The organism is Streptomyces sp. NPDC048643, from assembly GCF_040650615.1.
Taxonomy (GTDB): domain Bacteria; phylum Actinomycetota; class Actinomycetes; order Streptomycetales; family Streptomycetaceae; genus Streptomyces.
The window spans coordinates 31982-49748 of sequence record NZ_JBEZHO010000031.1 but is presented as its reverse complement, the minus strand read 5'-3'; the positions used below and the strand labels follow the sequence as shown (position 1 = coordinate 49748).

Annotated in this window: 10 protein-coding genes; 3 read left to right on the top strand and 7 right to left on the bottom strand. The window is 72.7% G+C overall.

The window, feature by feature from the left end:
• Window position 1 precedes the first annotated feature (1 nt).
• The 7 genes from AB0C62_RS26890 to AB0C62_RS26860 form a co-directional block, all read right to left on the bottom strand.
• Complete coding sequence (locus AB0C62_RS26890; RefSeq protein ID WP_362977315.1) at window positions 2-7795, bottom strand: amino acid adenylation domain-containing protein; 7794 nt, start codon at window positions 7793-7795, stop codon at window positions 2-4.
• Between the two features lie 45 nt (window positions 7796-7840).
• Entirely contained in the window at window positions 7841-9028 is a 1188-nt protein-coding gene (locus AB0C62_RS26885) for an NAD(P)/FAD-dependent oxidoreductase (RefSeq protein WP_362977313.1), read from the bottom strand.
• A gap of 290 nt (window positions 9029-9318) precedes the next feature.
• Complete coding sequence (locus AB0C62_RS26880; RefSeq protein WP_362977311.1) at window positions 9319-9549, bottom strand: phosphopantetheine-binding protein; 231 nt, start codon at window positions 9547-9549, stop codon at window positions 9319-9321.
• A 38-nt stretch (window positions 9550-9587) separates the two neighbouring features.
• Window positions 9588-11174: an amino acid adenylation domain-containing protein gene (locus AB0C62_RS26875; protein WP_362977309.1), complete on the bottom strand. Its 1587-nt coding sequence runs from the start codon at window positions 11172-11174 to the stop codon at window positions 9588-9590.
• Window positions 11175-11267: 93 nt separating this feature from the next.
• Complete coding sequence (locus AB0C62_RS26870) at window positions 11268-11906, bottom strand: LmbU family transcriptional regulator (RefSeq protein WP_362977307.1); 639 nt, start codon at window positions 11904-11906, stop codon at window positions 11268-11270.
• Between the two features lie 305 nt (window positions 11907-12211).
• Complete coding sequence (locus AB0C62_RS26865; RefSeq protein WP_362977305.1) at window positions 12212-12427, bottom strand: MbtH family protein; 216 nt, start codon at window positions 12425-12427, stop codon at window positions 12212-12214.
• A 1244-nt stretch (window positions 12428-13671) separates the two neighbouring features.
• Entirely contained in the window at window positions 13672-13836 is a 165-nt protein-coding gene (locus AB0C62_RS26860) for a hypothetical protein (RefSeq protein WP_355879803.1), read from the bottom strand.
• A 719-nt stretch (window positions 13837-14555) separates the two neighbouring features.
• On the opposite strand from AB0C62_RS26860, the gene AB0C62_RS26855 reads away from it, so the two are divergent.
• From AB0C62_RS26855 to AB0C62_RS26845, 3 genes are all read left to right on the top strand, one after another.
• Window positions 14556-15299 (top strand): alpha/beta fold hydrolase, encoded by a 744-nt coding sequence (locus AB0C62_RS26855; RefSeq protein WP_362977303.1) that lies wholly within the window; start codon window positions 14556-14558, stop codon window positions 15297-15299.
• Window positions 15300-15425: 126 nt separating this feature from the next.
• Complete coding sequence (locus tag AB0C62_RS26850) at window positions 15426-16607, top strand: serine hydrolase domain-containing protein (protein WP_362977301.1); 1182 nt, start codon at window positions 15426-15428, stop codon at window positions 16605-16607.
• 222 nt (window positions 16608-16829) lie between these two features.
• Window positions 16830-17735: an LmbU family transcriptional regulator gene (locus tag AB0C62_RS26845; RefSeq protein ID WP_362977299.1), complete on the top strand. Its 906-nt coding sequence runs from the start codon at window positions 16830-16832 to the stop codon at window positions 17733-17735.
• The last annotated feature ends 32 nt before the right edge of the window (window positions 17736-17767 follow it).

The following is a 17767-nucleotide window of genomic DNA, read 5'->3' as shown; positions in this document are numbered from 1 at the left end:
GCTACTCCTGCACAGTCATCTGGCGCAGCTGGGGGCGGTTCGCGCGGCGCGGGCGGCTCTGGTCGGGGGCGGTCAGTTCCTCGATCCGGACGGCCAGTTGGGCGACGGTCGGGTTGCGGAAGACCATCGTGACCTTGGAGTCGATGGCGAACTCCTTGCGGATGCGGCCGCTGAGGCGGGTGGCCAGCAGGGAGTGGCCGCCGCAGGCGAAGAAGTCGTCGTCGACGCCGATCTGTTCGCGGCCCAGGAGGTCGGCGAACAGCCGGCACAGGGTTTCCTCGCGCTCGTTGGCGGGTGCCCGTCCGCTCACCGCTTCGCCGTGGTCGGGGGCGGGCAGGGCGCCGCGGTCGAGTTTCCCGCTCGGTGAGGTGGGCAGGGCGGCGAGCGGCACGATGGCGGCCGGGACCATGTACTCGGGCAGGCGTTCGCGCAGCAGGGCGGTCAGGGCGGCGGTGTCCAGGGTGGTGGGGTCGGCCTTGCCTGCGGGTACCGCGTAGGCGACGAGGCGCTGGTCGCCCTCGCGGTCCTCGCGGACGATCGCGACGGCCTGGGCCACGGCGGGGTGTTCGGCCAGGACGTGTTCGATCTCGCCGAGCTCGATGCGGAATCCGCGGATCTTGACCTGGAAGTCGGTGCGCCCGATGTACTGCAGGCGGCCGTCCTCGCCCCAGCGGACCAGGTCGCCGGTGCGGTACATGCGCTCGCCGGGCGGGCCGAAGGGGCAGGCCACGAAGCGGGAGGCGGTCAGGTCGGGGCGGCTCTGGTAGCCGCGGGCCAGGCCGTCGCCGGCGATGTACAGCTCGCCCTGCACGCCGCGCGGGGCGGGGTCCAGGCGTGCGGTCAGGACGTAGAGGCGGGTGTTGCCGATGGGGGTGCCGATCGGCGGGACGCCGGTGTCGGGTTCGACGTGGGCGCTGGTGGACCAGATCGTCGTCTCGGTGGGGCCGTAGACGTTGGCGACGTCGGCGGCCTGGGCGGCCAGGGTGCGGGCGAGGCGGGGCGGCAGGGCTTCGCCGCCGACCAGGATGCGCAGGCCGCGGGCGGCGTCGGGTTCCTCCATGAGGAGGATCTGCCAGAAGGCGGGGGTGGCCTGGACGACGGTGACGTGGTGGTCGCGCATCGTCTTCAGGACGGCGGCGGGCTGGGCGATGGTGTCCTTGTCCGCGAGGACGATCGCCGCGCCGCGGATGAGCGGGAGGTACAGCTCGAGGCCGGCGATGTCGAAGGAGACGGTGGTCACGGCGAGGAGCCGGTCGGCGGGGGTGAGGGGGAAGCGGCGGGCCATGGTGGCCAGGAAGTTCGCGAGGCCGCGGTGGGTGACGGCGACGCCCTTGGGCTTGCCGGTCGAGCCGGAGGTGTAGATGACGTAGGCGCTCTGGTCGGGGTGGACGACCGTGCCCGGCGGGGTCGCCGGGTGGGCTGTCAGGTCGGCGGCGGCGAGGGTGTCGGCGTCCAGGACGAGGGCGGGTCGGGAGTCCTGGAGGATGTGGGCGATGCGTGAGGCCGGGTGGTCGGGGTCGACGGGCACGTAGGTGGCGCCGGTCTTCAGGACGGCCAGCAGGGCGATGACGAGGTCGGCGGTGCGGGGCAGCCGGACGGCGACCAGTTGTTCGGGTCCCACCCCGCGGCCGGTCAGCCAGTGCGCGAGCCGGTTGGTGTGTTCGTCGAGTTCGCGGTAGGTCAGCGACCGGTCCTGGGCGGTGAGGGCGAGCGCGTCGGGGGTGGCCTGCGCGTGCCGGGCCAGGGTGTCCACGAGGCCGGGTTCGAGGGTGGGTTCGCGGGTGTCGTTGACCTCGTCGAGCAGCCAGTGGCGTTCGGCCTCGCCGAGGACGTCGACGGCGTCGAGGCGGGTGTCCGGGTCGGCCAGGAGCTGGTCCAGGACGCGTACGAGGCGGGCGGCGATCTCCTCGGCGGCGGGGCGGTCGTAGAGGTTGTTCTGGTAGTCCAGGGAGAGCCGCAGGTAGGGGTCGGCGGAGTTGAGGGTGAGCGGGTAGTGGGAGCCGGCGAACGGGCGGATCCTGTCGATGGTGAAGCCGGCGGAGGTGTTCGCGTCGACGATGCCCTCACGGTCGATGGGGTAGTTCTCGAAGACGATGAGGGTGTCGAACAGGGCGGGCAGGGCGATGTCGCGCTGGATGTCGGCGAGGCCGTAGTGGTGGTGGTCCAGCAGGGCGGTCTGGCGGTCCTGGAGGTCGGTGATGGCCTCGCCCATGCTGCGTTCGGGCAGGCAGCGCACCCGGGTGGGCAGGGTGTTGATGAACAGGCCGACCATCTCGTCGGAGCCGGGCAGGTCGGCGGGGCGGCCGTTGACGGCGGCGCCGAACACCACGTCCTGCCGGCCGGTCAGCTGGGAGAGGAGGATCGCCCACGCGCCCTGCAGGAGGGTGTTGAGGGTGACGCCGAGTTGGGCGGCGCGGCGGGCCAGTTCGCGTCCCTTGTCGATCGACAGCGGCACCTCGACGCGTCCCAGGGCCGAGGAGGTGCCCTTCAGGGCGGCGTCGGGGGCGACCAGGGTCGGCTGGTCGAAGCCCTCCAGCTCGCTCTTCCAGCGTGCGGCGGAGGCCTGCTGGTCCTGCGCGGACAGCCAGGTCAGGTAGTCGCCGTAGCTGCGGGCCGCGGGGAGGTCCTCGGCGCTGGAGTACAGGCGGACCAGGTCGGTGATCACCATCGGTGAGGACCAGCCGTCGAAGAGGGTGTGGTGTGCGGTGACGATGAGTTTGGCCTGCTGGGGTCCGCAGGTGAGCAGGGCGAGGCGGATCAGCGGGGGCCGGGTGGGGTCGAGCTGGTCGGCCCGGTCGGCGGCCAGGGCCTGGTCCAGGGCGGTGTCCTGTGCGGCGGGGTCCTGTCCGCTCAGGTCGAGGTGGTGCCAGGGCAGGGTGACGTGGTCGGCGACGATCTGGACGGGCTCTCCGCTGTCGGCGGCCAGGAACGCGGAGCGCAGGTTGGGGTGGCGGTCCAGGAGTGCCTGGCCGGCGGCCCGCATGCGGACCGGGTCGACGTGTCCGCTCAGGTGCAGCACGAACTGCATGTGGTAGACGTCGAAGGAGCCGTCGGCAAGCGCTGCCTGGAACTGGATGCCGGACTGTCCCGGGGCCTGCGGCCACACCTCGCTGAGCGGGCCGTAGGTCTGCTCCCAGGCCTCGATCTCGTCCTGGCGGACGGTGACGAGCGGGGCGTCGGAGGGGGTCAGTCCGCCGGTGTCGGGGCGCTTGGCGTGCGCGGCCATGCCGTGCAGCACCCGTACCCACAGGTTCGCGAGTTCGGTGGTCCGCTCGCGGGTGAGGAGTCCGGTGGGGAACATGAACGCGGCCTGCAGCCGGGTGCCCTCGGGGGTGTCGGTGGCCAGGGAGTTGACCTCCAGGGCGGACAGGGCGGGCAGGTCCGGGTCGGGCTGCGGGATCAGGTCGGCGGACCAGGAGGCGGGCCCCCATCCGTCGGCGCGCAGGTGTTCGGGCACGTCGGCGGCGGAGATCCGGCCGAGGTAGTTGAAGCCGATCTGCGGGGCGGGGTATTCGGCGAGCTGGTCGGCGGTCTCCGGGTTGAGGTGGCGCAGCAGGCCGTAGCCCAGGCCCTTGTCGGGGACGGTGCGCAAGTGTTCCTTGACCCGCTTGATGGCCTGTCCGGCGGCCGGGCCGCCGGTCAGGGCGTCGGCGAGGTCCAGGCCGGCGACGTCGACGCGGGCCGGGTACATGCTGGTGAACCAGCCGATGGTGCGGGAGAGGTCGGCGCCGGGCACGACGTGGTCCTCGCGGCCGTGGCCCTCCATGCGCACCAGGGTGGGGTGGTCGGTGCCGCTCCAGCGGCCCACGGCCAGGGCGAGGGCGGCGAGCAGGACGTCGGTGCCGGTGGAGTTGAACGCGGCGGGCAGGGTGGTCAGGACCGCTTCGGTGACGTCGGCGGGCAGGTCGATGCGGACGGTGTCCAGGGTGGACATCACGTCGAGGGCCGGGTCGAAGGGGCGGCTGCCCAGTGGGGGGTTGGGTGCTTCGAGCAGGTCGCGCCAGTAGTCGAGTTCGGCTTCGCGCCGCGGCGAGAGGGCCTCGTCCTGGAGGGCTGCGGCCCAGCGGCGGGCGGAGGTGCCCACGGCGGGCAGGTCGGGTGGGGTGGCGGAGCGGACCTGCTGCCAGGCCTCGGCGAGGTCGGACATGAGGATGCGCCAGGAGACGCCGTCGACGACCAGGTGGTGCAGGACCACCAGGAGACGGCCCGTCCCGGTGGTGGGGGCGAACCAGACGAAGTCGGCCAGGGTGCCGGCCGTGGGGTTCAGGCGGCCGACCGCGTCGTCCAGTTCCTGTTTGGCCGCCCGGAGCAGGGGCTGATCCTCCCAGCGGCCGTCGCAGGCGACGCGGTGGATCAGGTCCTGGGCGCGGACGCTGCCGGGCGGTCGCACGAGCAGGGCGGGTTCGCCGGCTTCGTGGATGAGGCGGGCGCGCAGCAGGTCGTGGCGGTCGAGGACGGCGTCCAGGGTGGCGGCCAGGGTGGCGGCGTCGATCGTTTCGGGCAGGTCCAGGGCCATCGCCATGGCGAAGCGGTCGGTGCCGCCGCCGTGTTCGAAGACGTGCCGGGCGACCGGGGGCAGTGGCAGTGTGCCGATGCCGCCGCCGTCGAGTTCGGCCAGGACGGGGGTCTGCTCGCGGCGGGCGGAGGCCACTTCGGCGAGGCGGGCCGCGGTGCGGCACTCGAAGATCTCGCGGGTGGTCAGGTTCAGGCCGCGGGCGCGGGCGCGGGCCACCACCTGGATGGAGCGCAGGCTGTCGCCGCCGACGGCGAAGAAGTCGTCGTCGATGCCGACGCGTTCCACACCGAGGACGTCGGCGTAGGCGGCGGCGATGACGGTTTCGGCCTCGGTGCGCGGCCGGCGGTAGGTCTCGCCCTGGAACTCCGGTTCGGGCAGCGCGGTGCGGTCGAGTTTGCCGGTCGGTCCGAGCGGCAGGCGGCCCAGGGCGACGAACGCGGAGGGCACCATGTAGTCGGGCAGGCGGGCGGCGACGAACTTGCGCAGTTCGGCGGCCGAGGCGCCGGACTGCACGTCGACGTCGCCGATGCCGCCGTCTCCGTCGTCGCCGACGGCGCCTTCGCCGGTGTGCACCACGTAGGCGACGAGTTGGCGGCCGCCGGAGGGCACGGTGCGGCTGATGACGACGGCCTCGCTGATCCCGGGGTGCTGGGTGATGGCGGCTTCGACCTCGGCGGTCTCGATGCGGAATCCGCGTACCTTGACCTGGCCGTCGCCGCGGCCCACGCACTCCAGGTCGCCGTCAGCGTTCCAGCGGGCCAGGTCGCCGGTGCGGTACATGCGCTCGCCGGCGGGGCCGTACGGGTCGGCGACGTAGCGGTCGGCGGTCAGCGCGGGCCGGCCGTGGTAGCCGCGGCCCAGGCAGCTCCCGGCGACGTACAGTTCGCCGATCACTCCGGGCGGTACGGGGGCGAGGCCCGGGCCCAGCACGTAGGCGCGCATGGCGGGCAGCGGGGTGCCGATCGGGGTGACGTCGCCGTCGGGGAGGGTGTCGGTGGCGGGCAGGGCGAAGGTGGTGGCGTAGAAACTCTCGCTCTGTCCGTAGGAGTTGACGATTCTCACGCCGGGCAGCGCCTCGCGGACCTGGCGTACCAGGCGGGCGGGCAGGACGTCGCCGGCGAGGACGACGGTGTCCACGTCGGGTGCCTTGTGGAGGTGGCTGACCAGTTCGCCGAGCACGGAGGGGACGGCGCTGATGATGTGGCCGTCGACGTGGTCGCGTTCGGCCAGTACCAGTGCGCTGGGCACGAGTTCGGCGGTGGCGCCGGTGGTCAGGGCGGTCAGCAGCTCGAAGACGGAGACGTCGAAGTTGACGGAGGTGCCGGCGAGGATGCGGCGGCCGGGGCCGGCGTCCACGGTGCGGGCCAGTGCGCGGATGCCGTCGAGGACGCCCCGGTGGGTGATCGCGGCGCCCTTGGGCTTGCCGGTGGAGCCGGAGGTGTACATGACGTAGGCGAGGTTGGCGGGCCGCGGCACGGTCCTGGGGGCCCGCTCGCCGGCCGTGTCGGGGGTGTCCCGGTCGGTGCTCTCGTCGAGGAGCAGGGCCTGGACGGTGTTGGGGGGAAGGTCCTGCCAGGTGGCGGTGTCGGTGACCGCGAAGCGCGGGGCGGCTTCGTCGAGGACCGTCCGGGCGCGGGCGCTGAGGTACTGCGGGTCCATCGGTACGTAGCCGGCACCGGACTTGAGGATGCCGAGCAGGCCGGCGACGAGGTCCTCGGTGCGGGGCAGGGCGAGCAGGACGAGGTCCTCGGGGCCGGCGCCGCGGCGGGTGAGCTCGCGGGCGATGCGGGCGGCCCGTTCGTCGAGCTGGCGGTAGGTCAGGGTGCGGTCCTCGCACACGATCGCCGGGGCGTCGGGGGTGCGTTGCACCTGGGCCTCGAACAGGTCGGGGACCGTCTGTCCGGTGCTCCGGGTCGTGGTGGCGGGGGTGGTGAAGGTGAGGAGCCGGTCGCGTTCGGTGTCGTCGAGGACGTCGATGCTGCTGACGCCGCGTCCGGTGTCGGCGGTGAGCCGGCCCAGCACGCGCACGAAGCGGGCGGCGATGGCGCGGACGGTGTCCTGGTCGAAGAGGTCGGTGGCGTACTCCAGGCGCACCCCGGCGCCGCCCGAGCTGTCCGGGATCATGTTGAAGAACAGGTCGAACTTGGCGGTGCCGGTCTCCAGGGTCTGCGAGGTGACGTCCAGGCCGGCGAAGTGGAGCTCGCCCAGCGGCTCCTGCCAGGCGAGCATCACCTGGAAGAAGGGGTGGTAGGCGGTGGAGCGGTCGGGGTTGAGGCGTTCCACGAGCCGCTCGAAGGGCATGTCCTGGTTGTCGTAGGCGGCCAGCGCCCGCTCGCGTACGCGGTGCAGCAGCTGGAGGAAGGTCGGGTTGCCGGAGAGGTCGACGCGCAGCACCCAGGTGTTGACGAAGAAGCCGACGAGGTCGCGCAGATCCTCGTCGGTGCGGCCGGCGATCGGCGCGCCGAGGGGGATGTCGTCGCCGCAGCCGAGGTGGTGCAGGAGGACGGCGAGCGCGGACTGCATGACCATGGAGACGGTGATGTCATGCTCGGCGGCGAGTTTCTCCACGGCGCGCAGCAGGCCGGGTTCGACGGGGAACTCGACCAGGTCGCCGCGTGAGCTGACCGCACGCGGGCGGGGGTGGTCGGTGGGCAGGGCCAGCGGCTGTGCGAGGTCGGCCAGCGCCTGCCGCCAGTAGTCCAGTTGGCGGGCGGCGAGGCTGTCGGGGTCGGACTCCTGGCCCAGGACGTCCTGCTGCCACAGGGTGTAGTCCGCGTACTGCACCGGCAGCGGCTCCCATCGCGGCGCCTGGTTGTCGCGGCGGGCCGTGTAGGCGGCTGTGAGGTCGCGCAGCAGGGGGCCCAGGGACTCGCCGTCCAGGGCGATGTGGTGGACGACCAGGACCAGGGTGTGGTCGCGGGGTGCGCAGCGCAGCAGGACGGCCCGGATGGGTACGTCGGTGGCCAGGTCGAAGGTCTGCTTGGCCGCCTGGTCGACGGCCCTCTCCCGCGTCTGGGGGGTGACCTCGGTCAGGGGCAGGGTGACCTGTTCGTGTCCCTGGGGCAGGACCTGCTGGTGCGGGACGCCGTCGTCGTCCTCGACGATGACCGTGCGCAGCACTTCGTGCCGGTCGACGACGTCGTGGAGCGCTGCCCGCAGTGCGTGCACGTCCAGCTCGCCGGTCAGCCGCAGGGCGAACGCGCCGTTGTAGGTCGGCGAGGGGCCTTCGAAGCGGTCCACGAACCACAGCCGGCGCTGCGCGAACGACAACGGGATCATCTTGTCTCCAAATTCGGCGTTACCAGGGAGCGGGTCGTCAGGTCGTCAGCTCTGGTCGAGCAGGGTCAGCAGTTCGTCGTTGTAGAAGTCGTCGATGGAGCAGGCGCCCGACAGCGTGGAGAAGTAGCGGTCGATGTGCTGCTGGTGGCCGACGAGTTTGCGCAGCATGTCGGTGCGTGACTCGGGCTTGAGTTCGGCGACGTTCAGGGCGCCCTGGTAGTGGTTGAGGGCCTCGTCGCCCAGGCTGTTCTCGTAGCGGCGCAGCGCCGATTTGAGGGCGGTGTCCTCGTGGAGGTTCTGGCCGATGGTGTCGGTGAGGGTCTGGGCCTGGACGAAGGCTTCGGTGATGCCGCGGGCGGTGATGGAGTCCTTGTGGTTGACGGCGTCGCCGACCAGTACCCAGCCGGGGCCGTAGGCCTTGCGGAAGTAGTTGTCCTGGTGGCCGGTTCCGTAGAGCTGTTCGACGCGCTCACCGGACTGCATCCGTTCGTACAGTTCGGGGGCGGTGGTGCGGAAGGCGTCGAGGTAGGCGGGCTCCACGGCCTTGCGGACCTGGCCGAAGTCCTCCTGCGGGAAGTACGCCATGAGCAGGGTGAGGTCGTCGTTGGTGGGCAGGACGCCGATCCAGCGGCCGGTGCGCTCGTAGAGCTCGAAGTCGGAGGGGACGCCTGACCAGTAGCTGTAGTAGGTGCAGGTCATCCGCGGGTGTTCGATGACGTTGGGGGCGCCGGTCTTGCGGGCGACCAGGGAGCGCATGCCGTCCGCGCCGACGACCAGGCGGGCCTGTTCGGTGGTGACGGTGCCGGCGGGCGTGGTGTAGCGCACGCCGGTGACGCGGTCGCCGTCGAAGAGGAGGTCGTTGACGGCGCAGCCCTGCTGGAAGTCCACGCCGGCCGCGACCGCGCCGTCGGCGAGGATCGGGTCGAGGACGTAGCGGCGGGGGGCGTAGGTGGTGCGCAGGCCGTCGATGGGCAGGGAGAAGCCCTCGATGCGCACGCCGGGGCCCTCGTAGCGCTGGTGGGTGATCGGCTGGGCGCCCGAGTCGCGGATCTTGTCCAGCAGGCCCCACCGGTTGAGCAGGGCGATGCCCTGCTGGTGGATGTAGTGCGAGGAGAGGGTGTCCTGGGGGAAACGTGCCTTCTCCAGGAGCAGGACGCGATAGCCCTGCTGTGCGAAAAGCATGGCCGTCGGCGAACCCGCACAACGGGCACCTATGACAATCACGTCGTACATGGCGCCTCTCTTACCGGATGGTTTTTGGGCACGGTTCGGCCGCGGCCGAATGTGCCGGGGTGATGGGGGTGCGCTGTTCGCTGCGGCCGGCCGAAATGAAGGAAAGAAAGGGGGGCGGTGACCGTGGACGAATTCGAGGCTATCCGGCCCGGGTGGGCGGGATGAAGAGATCCTGCGGGCCGTGAAAGGGCTTCGGCGGGAGGGGAGTTGAAAGGAGTGCGGGTATGCCGGGGTGTCCCGCCGGCGGGACGGCCCCGGGCCTGCCGGGGCGCGTCGAGGGTGGTGGCGGTTTACGGGGCGAGGGCGGCCTGGGAGTCGATGTAGGCGGCGATCGACGCCACGGTCGGGTTGAGGAACATCTGGTCCATGGGGACTTCGGCGTCCAGTTCCTCGATGAATGCGCCCTGAATCCTGACCATGATCAGGGACTGGCCGCCCAGGGCGAAGAAGTCGTCGTCCGGCGTGATGTCCTCACGCTGGAGTTCCCGGCACCAGATGGCGCGGACGCGGTCGGCGGTCATCGCATTCCTCTCGGTTGTCGTCACGTCAAGGGGCCCGGTCATACCGCGGAGTTGCTGCCGGCGTACTGGGTGCGGCAGATGCCTGCCAGGGCGGCGCGGTCCACTTTTCCGTGCGGGCTCAGCGGAAGGCGCAGGATGTTCGTGAACCGGGAGGGCACCATGTTCCGCGGCAGGGTCCACAGCAGGCGGGTGCGCAGGTCGTCCTCGGCGAGGTCGTTGCCCGAGGGGACGACGAACGCGTTCAGTTCGGCTTCGCCGCCGTCGTTGTAGGTGACCACCACGGCTGCCTCGCGGACGCCGGCCAGCCGTCCCAGGGCGCGTTCGATGTCGGTGGGGTCGATCCGCATGCCCCGCACCTTGACCTGGGCGTCCATCCGTCCGGCGACGACGAGTTGGCCGTTGTCGTCGATCCGGCCGCGGTCTCCCGTGCGGTACAGGCGCAGCGGCGTCCCCTGGGCGTCGATGGTCGTGAACTTGGCGTTCTCGGGGCCGCTGCCGCCCAGGTAGCCCGCGCCGACGCCGGCCCCGGAGATGCAGATCTCGCCGTACTGGCCGGCCTCGACCTCGCGCAGTTCGGCGTCCAGGAGGTGGATGGCGGTGTTGTGGGCGGGCCGGCCGACCGGGGCGATGTCGTGCTCGCCGGGCCGGTAGTGGGCCAGGTCGTAGGAGGTGGCGACGTCGGTGCACTCGGCGACGCCGTACTGGTGCAGCAGGGTGCAGGTGGTGCCCGGGCGGCGCGCGAAGTGGGTGAGGCGTTCGCTCTTGAGGGCCTCACCGCCGAACAGGACGTAGTCGAGCCGGGCGAGCGCGTCGCCGCCGCGCGCGTTCTCCCAGTCGACCAGCAGGTACAGGGTGCTGGAGGCGCAGTGCACGACGCGGATGTCGTACTGGGTGAGCATGCGGTGGGCCAGCATGGCGTCGAAGTTGCGGCTGGCCATCAGGTGCTGGGTGGCGCCGCAGAACAGGGGTGTCATCAGGGCGCGTTGGGACAGGTCGAAGCCGAAGGCGGAGACGACCAGGTTGTGGGAGCCGCGGTGCAGGCCGTACTCGAGCTGGAGCCAGTTCATCAGGTTGAACCAGCCCTCGTGGCGGACCGCGGCCAGCTTGGGGGTGCCGGTCGAGCCGGAGGTGAACACCGCGTAGCAGAGGTCGTCGCCGGTGACGTCGACGTCGGGGGCGGTGGCCGGGAGGGTCGCGAGGTGGCCGGCGAGCTGTTCGAGGTCGATGACCTCGACGCCCGCGGACTCGACCATCGTGGACGTCGCCGGGGAGGCCACGATCAGGGCGAGGTCGGGTACCTGCCCGAGCAGCAGCTGCAGGCGGGCCGCGGGGTAGGCGGGGTCGAAGGGCACGTAGGCGGCGCCGGCCTTCAGGGTGCCGAGGATGGCGACGATCATGTCGATCGAGTAGTCGAGGCAGACGCCGACCTTCGCGCCGCGGCCGTGGCCGCGTGCGGTGAGCAGGTGCGCGAACCGGTTGGCCCGTGCGTCGAGTTCCGCGTACGTCACCTGCCGGCCGGACCACACGACGGCGAGGGCGTCGGGGGTGGCCCTGGCGTGCTCCTCGAACCGCCGGTGGACGACGGGCGAGGGCGGCAGCGCCACCCGCTTTCCCTGAAGGATCATCAACTGACTCCGATGTGTGAGGTGTCCGGTCGGGCGGGCCGCCGCGGCACCCGGGCAGAGGGTTCGCCCCGGGCGCACCGGGGCGGTGCGCTCTCAGGCGCTCTGGCGTTCGGCGCTCGCCAGCATCCGGGCCACCCACTTGTCGACGGGCAGTCCGTGCGCGGCGGCGGCCTTGGAGCAGTACTCCAGCTGGCCGGCGGACAGCTCGATGGTCAGCGTGGTGACCTTGCTTCCGCCCTGCCCGCCTTGCCCCGCGGTCTGCGGCGTGGCCGCGGCGGTGGCGTCCTGCCCGCCGTCGTCGGCGCTGTCGGGGAGCTCGGCCCGGTCGCTCTGCACGGCCAGGCTGGCGCGCACCGCGCGGCGCAGTTCGTTGCGCGACCACTTCTGCTGCTCCGCCTTGCGCAGCCAGTAGTCCTGCTCCGGCGGGGAGAGCCGGGTCACCTCGGCGTGGTGGGCGAAGCTGAGGCTGTCGCGCCGCCGGTCGTGCTCGAAACGGCGGGCCACCCAGGCGTAGTTGCGCAGGGTCTGGTAGTCGAGCCCGGTCCGCTCCACGGCCTCCTTGTAGCGCCGCCACCCGTAGGTGGACTCCCCGTAGATCAGCCAGTCGGCGAGCCACCAGGCCGAGGAGTTCACCAGCTCCCGCAGGTTGGCCCCGATCTGTTCCCAGGACCGCTCGGAGAGGTTCTGCGGGAAGACCATCCCCGACTTCTGCACCGTGGCGTGCGTCCCCACGAAGGACAGGACCACATCGCGCTGGGCCGGCTCCCCCGTGGTGTGCGGCCTCGGCTTGTACCTGCTCGCAGTTCTCGCAGCGCCCGTCACAACGTCATCTCCCAACTCGCAGTGTTCGCCCGGTCTTGGACCGATCCCCCGGGCGGGCCGGGCGGCGGTCGCTGCCGTCGGTCCGGGCCGGCCCGCTCGCATCGCTCGCGTGTGCCGGGACGCGGCCGTGCGGGCCGGCGTACCCGGGCACCGCGGGGCCCGTTACGGACCCCGCGGTCTGATGCTGCGTCAGCCCGGTTCGGTGGGTCCGGTGTTCAGTCCGCGGCCATCGCCTCGCGCAGGCTGCGCGGGCGCAGGTCGGTCCAGTTCGACTCGACGTACTCCAGGGCCTCGGCGCGGGCCGCCTCGCCGAAGACCACACGCCAGCCGGCGGGCACCTCGGCGAACGCCGGCCACAGGGAGTGCTGCTCCTCGTCGTTGACCACAACGTAGAAGCGGCCGTCCTCGTCATCGAAGGGGTTCGTGCTCAACTGGCACCGTCCTTAACCGTCATGAGGTGACTCGGGATGGGCTGTCCCCGGGCCGGGTGCGAGAGCGCACCGGGCGGGGTTCACCGGCCGGCGTTGTCCGGTCGACGGGACACCCGGGCGTCCGGTCGAGCGGACACCCGGCGTCGGTACGACCCCGGCGTTGCCACGACCGTATGGAGCGGGCCGCCGGCACGACAAGGGCCGCCGCCACGCCGCCCGCCCTGTCGGGGAAAGGGCCCGCACCCGGCCGGATCCTCTGTACCGGGCCGGGTTCCTGTGCCACGATGCGCGGCCGCCCCGAGCCGGGCGTGGTGACCGGAGCGCGGCTGGAGGCCGGGTTCAGATCGGCTTGACGAGGGGGCCGAACACGACGCGGGCGACGGGTGGTTCGCCAGCGTGCGGCCAGGTGTGTCCTGTGTCCCTCCGAGGGGTGTCCCCGGTGTTCCGTACGGGGGCGGGGGTTCGTGCGTGTGCCGCGCGCGGGCCGGGTGCCGGAGGGCGGAGGTGGGCTGCGCACGGGATGTGGGGCGCGCTGCTCGCGGTGGGGCCGGAGGCGGTGGCGGGCGGGCGGGAGCGCTGCATCCCTCAGGCAGCGGGCGGGCCACCGGTGCGGGTCCGCGGGGCGCGCTCCGACCCAGGAGCCCATTCGCCTGCTCGGGGCGTGACGTGACGCAGGCGGAGCCGGGTCGCCTCCGTGGCCGGCCGCGCCCAGCCCAGCCCTGAGCGGCGCGGGGCCGGTTGTGTTCGGGCAGCGGGCCGTCGGGCGCGAGGTGGGTCGGCTCGGGCGTACGGGGGCTCAGCAAACCGGAGTTGGTCGGGGTCGGGGGCCGGGCGGTGGTTCTGTGCCGGCGGGGCGCCTGCTCGCCCCGATCGGAGGGGGTGGCCGTTGCGCCGGGCGGAGTCACGTCGTGGCTGCCGGCCGGGCGCGGTGCGCGTGAGGGGCGGCCGGGCTCGCGGGTCGCTGCGGCCTGCGGGGCCTGGGTGTCCGCGCTGCGGTGTCACGCCGCAGGGTGCTCCGCGCCGCGCAGGCGGTGCTCGGAGCAGGGGCGGCGGCAGGGACGTACGGCTCCCGGCTGCGCGAGCGGAGCTGCGCCCCGCAGGCCGCACGGCCCCGCAGGCCGTGTGGCATGCGGGGCCGGGATGCCGGGGGCAGCTACGGCAGTCGGGGTGCCGCTGCGGCCAAGGGCGTCGCACCCCGCCCAGGGAAGGGAAGGAGACCTGGTGGACGGGGAGGCGATCGGAGGTCAGTCGATGCCGCGGACTATGTGCGGTTCGGCGGAGACCGCCGCCTCGTCGTCCGCTCCGGCGAGCCGCAGCGGCGGGGCGCCGGCCTGTGCCGTGCCGCCGACGTAACTGTGGGTGTGGGCGTGGCGCAGTGGCTGGTCGAGTTCTTGCCAGTCGTCGTTCACCGGTTCGTCCCTTCGCCGGACTTCGCTGTCCTGGGCGCAGATTGGCCGATCGGACACCACGGCGTCGAAGGGCGCTCGCGTTGTCTCGGGAGCGGCCCGGGACCGGGGCGGTGCCGCCGGTCCGTGACGTAGGGATGCGAGATCGTCTGCCTTGCGGTTCTGGAGCTGGGCGGGAGCGTACGGCAGCCAGGCCCGTGTGGCGTCCGCTCCGGTTCGAGCGGTGGTGGGGACCCCTGGCCTTGTGGGCGGGTCCGCAGGTGTCGTACGGGCCTGGCCGGCCGCGTCGCTGGTGCCAACGTCCGTCAATCTAGCGATGGTTCGTGCGGTGCCGGTCGAGTCCTGGTCGAGACCGCGGGGCGGGGCCTGCCCGGTCCGCGACGCCGGCGGCAGCCGGGCCCGGGCACTGTGTGCCGCAGCCGGCGGGCTGCGGCTGGTGGGGGCGGAAAAGAGCAGGCGCACGGCTCGTGGGGACGGCGTGGCCGGCCGGGGTGCGGCTGGTGGCGGGGCGGCCGGTCCCGGATGTCGGGGTGGCGGTGGCGGGGATGGCCGGGGCCCGGTGCGCAGTGGAGGCGGGCGGTCCGGGGCGGGTGGCGCGGTGGTGCGCCTGAGGGCCGCTCGAGAGCCGCCACAGCCGCGGCACAGGGCGCCCGGTGGCCGGAACATGACGGGCCGGCGCCGTTCTATGGTCCCCGGGACGCGGCCCGATCCGAGGGAGAGCGATGAACAGCACACGACCTGCCCTGCGCCTGTTCGTCCTGCACCATGCGGGCGGCTCGCACCTGCTCTACCGCACCTGGCCGGCCGGCCTGCCCTCGTCGTGGGACGTGCGGCTGCTCGACGCCCCGGGCCACGGGCTGCTCCTGGACAGGGCGCAGATCACCGACGCCGGCCGCCTCGCGGATCACCTGCTGGACGGTATCGAGGCGGAACTGGACTGCCCCTACGCCCTGTTCGGACACAGCATGGGCGCCCTGCTGACGTACGAGATCACCCGGCGGATTCTGGCGCGGGGCCTGCCGCTGCCGGTGTGGGCGGGGCTCTCGGCGCGGACCGCACCGCGGCCGGGCGGCCAGGGGCAGCGCTACCACCAGCTGCCCGACGCCGAACTGCGGGAGCGTCTGAAGCTGCTCGGCGGCACGCCTGGCGACGTCTTCGAGGACCCCGACCTGTGGGCCCTGTTCGAGCCGGTCATCCGGGCCGACCTGCGCCTGGTGGAGACCTGGCGCCCCGATCCGGAGGCCGCCGTACTGCCGGTGGCGCTGTCCGCCTACGCGGGCGGCTCGGACCACTCCGCCCCGCCCGCCTCGGTGACCGGCTGGGCCCGGCACTTCGAGCACTTCCTGGGGCTGCGGGTCTTCGACGGCGGCCACTTCTACTTCGCCGACGATCCCTTGCCGCTGCTGGCGCAGATCCAGCGGGACGTGACCACCGCGCTCGACGCGGCCACCGCCCGCCCCCGCTGAACCCGACCCCCGGGCGGACAGCGCGCGTTCACCGCCCGGCCCCCGCACTTCGAGGGCCCCGTACCGCACTGCCTACGGACCCCGTAGGCGGCCACGTACCGACAGACGAATGTCAGGAGCCAGAACATGAGGACAGGCAAGAGATCCCGGGCCGGTGCGGTCGGTGTGGCGGCGCTCGCGCTGACAGCAGGGGTGTTCACCGCTCCCGCCCAGGCGGCGCGGGACACCACTCCCGCGGCCGCCGCCCACCAGGCGACGCAGCGGGCACTGGAGGCGGCCGTCGCGGCCGGTGTCCCCGGCGTCAGCGCCGAGGCGCGTGACGCCGCCGGGGTGTGGAAGACGGCGGCGGGCGTGGGCGACCTCGCCACCGGGGCGGCGCGCGGCACCAACGACCGGTTCCGCGTCGGGAACATCACCGACACCTTCGTCGCGACGGTCCTGCTGCAGATGGAGGCGGAGAAGAAGCTGCGCCTGGACGAGAGCGTGGACCGCTATCTGCCGGGCCTGGTGAGCGGCAACGGCAACGACGGCCGTGCGATCACCGTGCGCCAGCTCCTCAACCACACCAGCGGCCTGTTCGACTACGTCATGGACCCGGTGTACGGGCAGACGTATCTGGCGGGCGAGGGGTACCTGCGCCACCGCTACGACACGCTGACGCCCGCGGCGCGGGTGAAGGTGGCCCTCGCGCACCCGCCGGCGTTCCAGCCGGGCGTGCGGCACTGGTTCTCCAACACCAACGACGTGCTGGCCGCCCTCGTGGTGGAGAAGGTCGGCCACCGCTCCTACGAGGACGAGGTGCGCCGGCGGATCATCGAGCCGCTCGGGCTCACGGCGACGTCGAATCCCGGTGAGCGCACCGGCCTGCCCCGGCCCAGCAGCCGCGGCTACTCCCGGCTGTTCGCCGCGCAGCCGGAGCGGATCGACGACGTGACCGCGGTGAACGGGTCGCAGAGCTGGGGCAACGGCGACATCATCTCCAGCGCCGGGGACCTGAACCGCTTCTTCGGGGCGCTGCTGCGCGGACGGCTGCTGCCGGCGCAGCAGGTGAAGGAGCTCACGACGACCGTCGACAACCCCGACTTCCCCGGCTCGTCCTACGGGCTGGGGATCGAGCGGCTCACGCTGGGCTGCGGCACCACCCTCTGGTACCACGACGGCGGAGCGGTGGGATGGCTGTCGCTGTCCGCCCTGACCGAGGACGGCAGCCACCAGCTGACGTTCAACTACAACAGCAACTGGGGCGCGGAAACGGTCCTGCCCGTCCTGGACGCCGAGTTCTGCCCGGCGCCGTCCGCCGCGCACTGACCCGGCGGCCGTGGTGGTACGTCGTCCCGGCCGCGGCGCGTCGTCTTGGCGGCGGTCCCGTCGGCGGGACGACTCCCCCACTCCCCCGCCGGGGCGGGGGGCGTGTCGTAGAGGTGTTCGCCGTGCGGTAGTTCGAGTTCGGCTCCGGTTCCTCTCCAGCCCACGCTGGAAGAGTCTTCGCCGGTCGTATGCCACAACCCCCCTTTTTTTTCTACTGGAGGCATGATGGAGCGTCAGGCCGGTCGAACCGCGGGGTCGCACGGCGGCCCGGCCACCGCTCCTGCGCAGGGAGCGCCACAGCCGTCGCGCGCGGTGGGGTCGGGGGCGCGCCGGGGTCAGGTGCTGACGACCCGGGTGGGTCTGCAGATGCCGGAGCTGATGGCGTACGACGAGTGGGAGCGGGCCGGGCGTCAGCTCGCGGATGTCCTCGACTCCTCGTCGTGGTGGCTGGGCGACTGGCTGGTCTACGGCAAGGACCACTACACCGACCGCTACCAGCGCGGGATACGCGCGGTGGGTCTCTCCTACCAGACGCTGCGCAACTACGCGTGGGTGTCACGGCGTTTTCCTCATCCCCGGCGCCGGGCGGCGCTGAGTTTCCAGCACCACGCCGAGCTGGCCTCGATGCCGGCCGAGGAGCAGGACCGGTGGCTGGAGCGGGCCGAGCGGCAGGAGTGGACGACCAAGCAGCTGCGCAGTGCGCTGCGCGCCGCGCGCCGTAGTGAGCAGCAGCCGCCACTGGCGGCGGAGGCCGGTCAGCGTCTGGATCTGCCCGGCAGCCGTCTGCAGTGGTGGCACAGGGCGGCGGAGCAGCTGGGTGTCGACTTCGAGCAGTGGGTGACGGCGACACTGGACCGTGCGGCCGCGACCGCGCTGCAGGACCCGGACGCACCAGGTGACGCAGAGAACGGGCAGCACGCGGAGGTCGGAGAACTCGGGCAGCACGGGGAGCACGCAGAGGTCGGGGAGTTCGGGGGCCGGGAGGAGGCCGCCGGGCTCCGGGGCGCCGCCGCCGCACCGGTTGCCGCTTCGGCTGTCGCGCCGGCCGCAGGCAGTGCTGAGGGCCGGGACGGTGCGGCCGGTGGCGGCAGGGCGGTGCGGGTGCGGGCGGTGGCCGTCAGCGCGTAGAGGCCCCGACGCCTGCGACCGCGACCGGTCGC

Excerpts from the sequence above, each read along its gene's own strand:
- AB0C62_RS26890 (WP_362977315.1), bottom strand. The coding sequence starts at position 7,795 with ATGATCCCGTTGTCGTTCGCGCAGCGCCGGCTGTGGTTCGTGGACCGC.
- AB0C62_RS26885 (WP_362977313.1), bottom strand. The coding sequence starts at position 9,028 with ATGTACGACGTGATTGTCATAGGTGCCCGTTGTGCGGGTTCGCCGACG.
- AB0C62_RS26880 (WP_362977311.1), bottom strand. The coding sequence starts at position 9,549 with ATGACCGCCGACCGCGTCCGCGCCATCTGGTGCCGGGAACTCCAGCGT.
- AB0C62_RS26875 (WP_362977309.1), bottom strand. The coding sequence starts at position 11,174 with ATGATCCTTCAGGGAAAGCGGGTGGCGCTGCCGCCCTCGCCCGTCGTC.
- AB0C62_RS26855 (WP_362977303.1), top strand. The coding sequence starts at position 14,556 with ATGAACAGCACACGACCTGCCCTGCGCCTGTTCGTCCTGCACCATGCG.
- AB0C62_RS26850 (WP_362977301.1), top strand. The coding sequence starts at position 15,426 with ATGAGGACAGGCAAGAGATCCCGGGCCGGTGCGGTCGGTGTGGCGGCG.
- AB0C62_RS26845 (WP_362977299.1), top strand. The coding sequence starts at position 16,830 with ATGATGGAGCGTCAGGCCGGTCGAACCGCGGGGTCGCACGGCGGCCCG.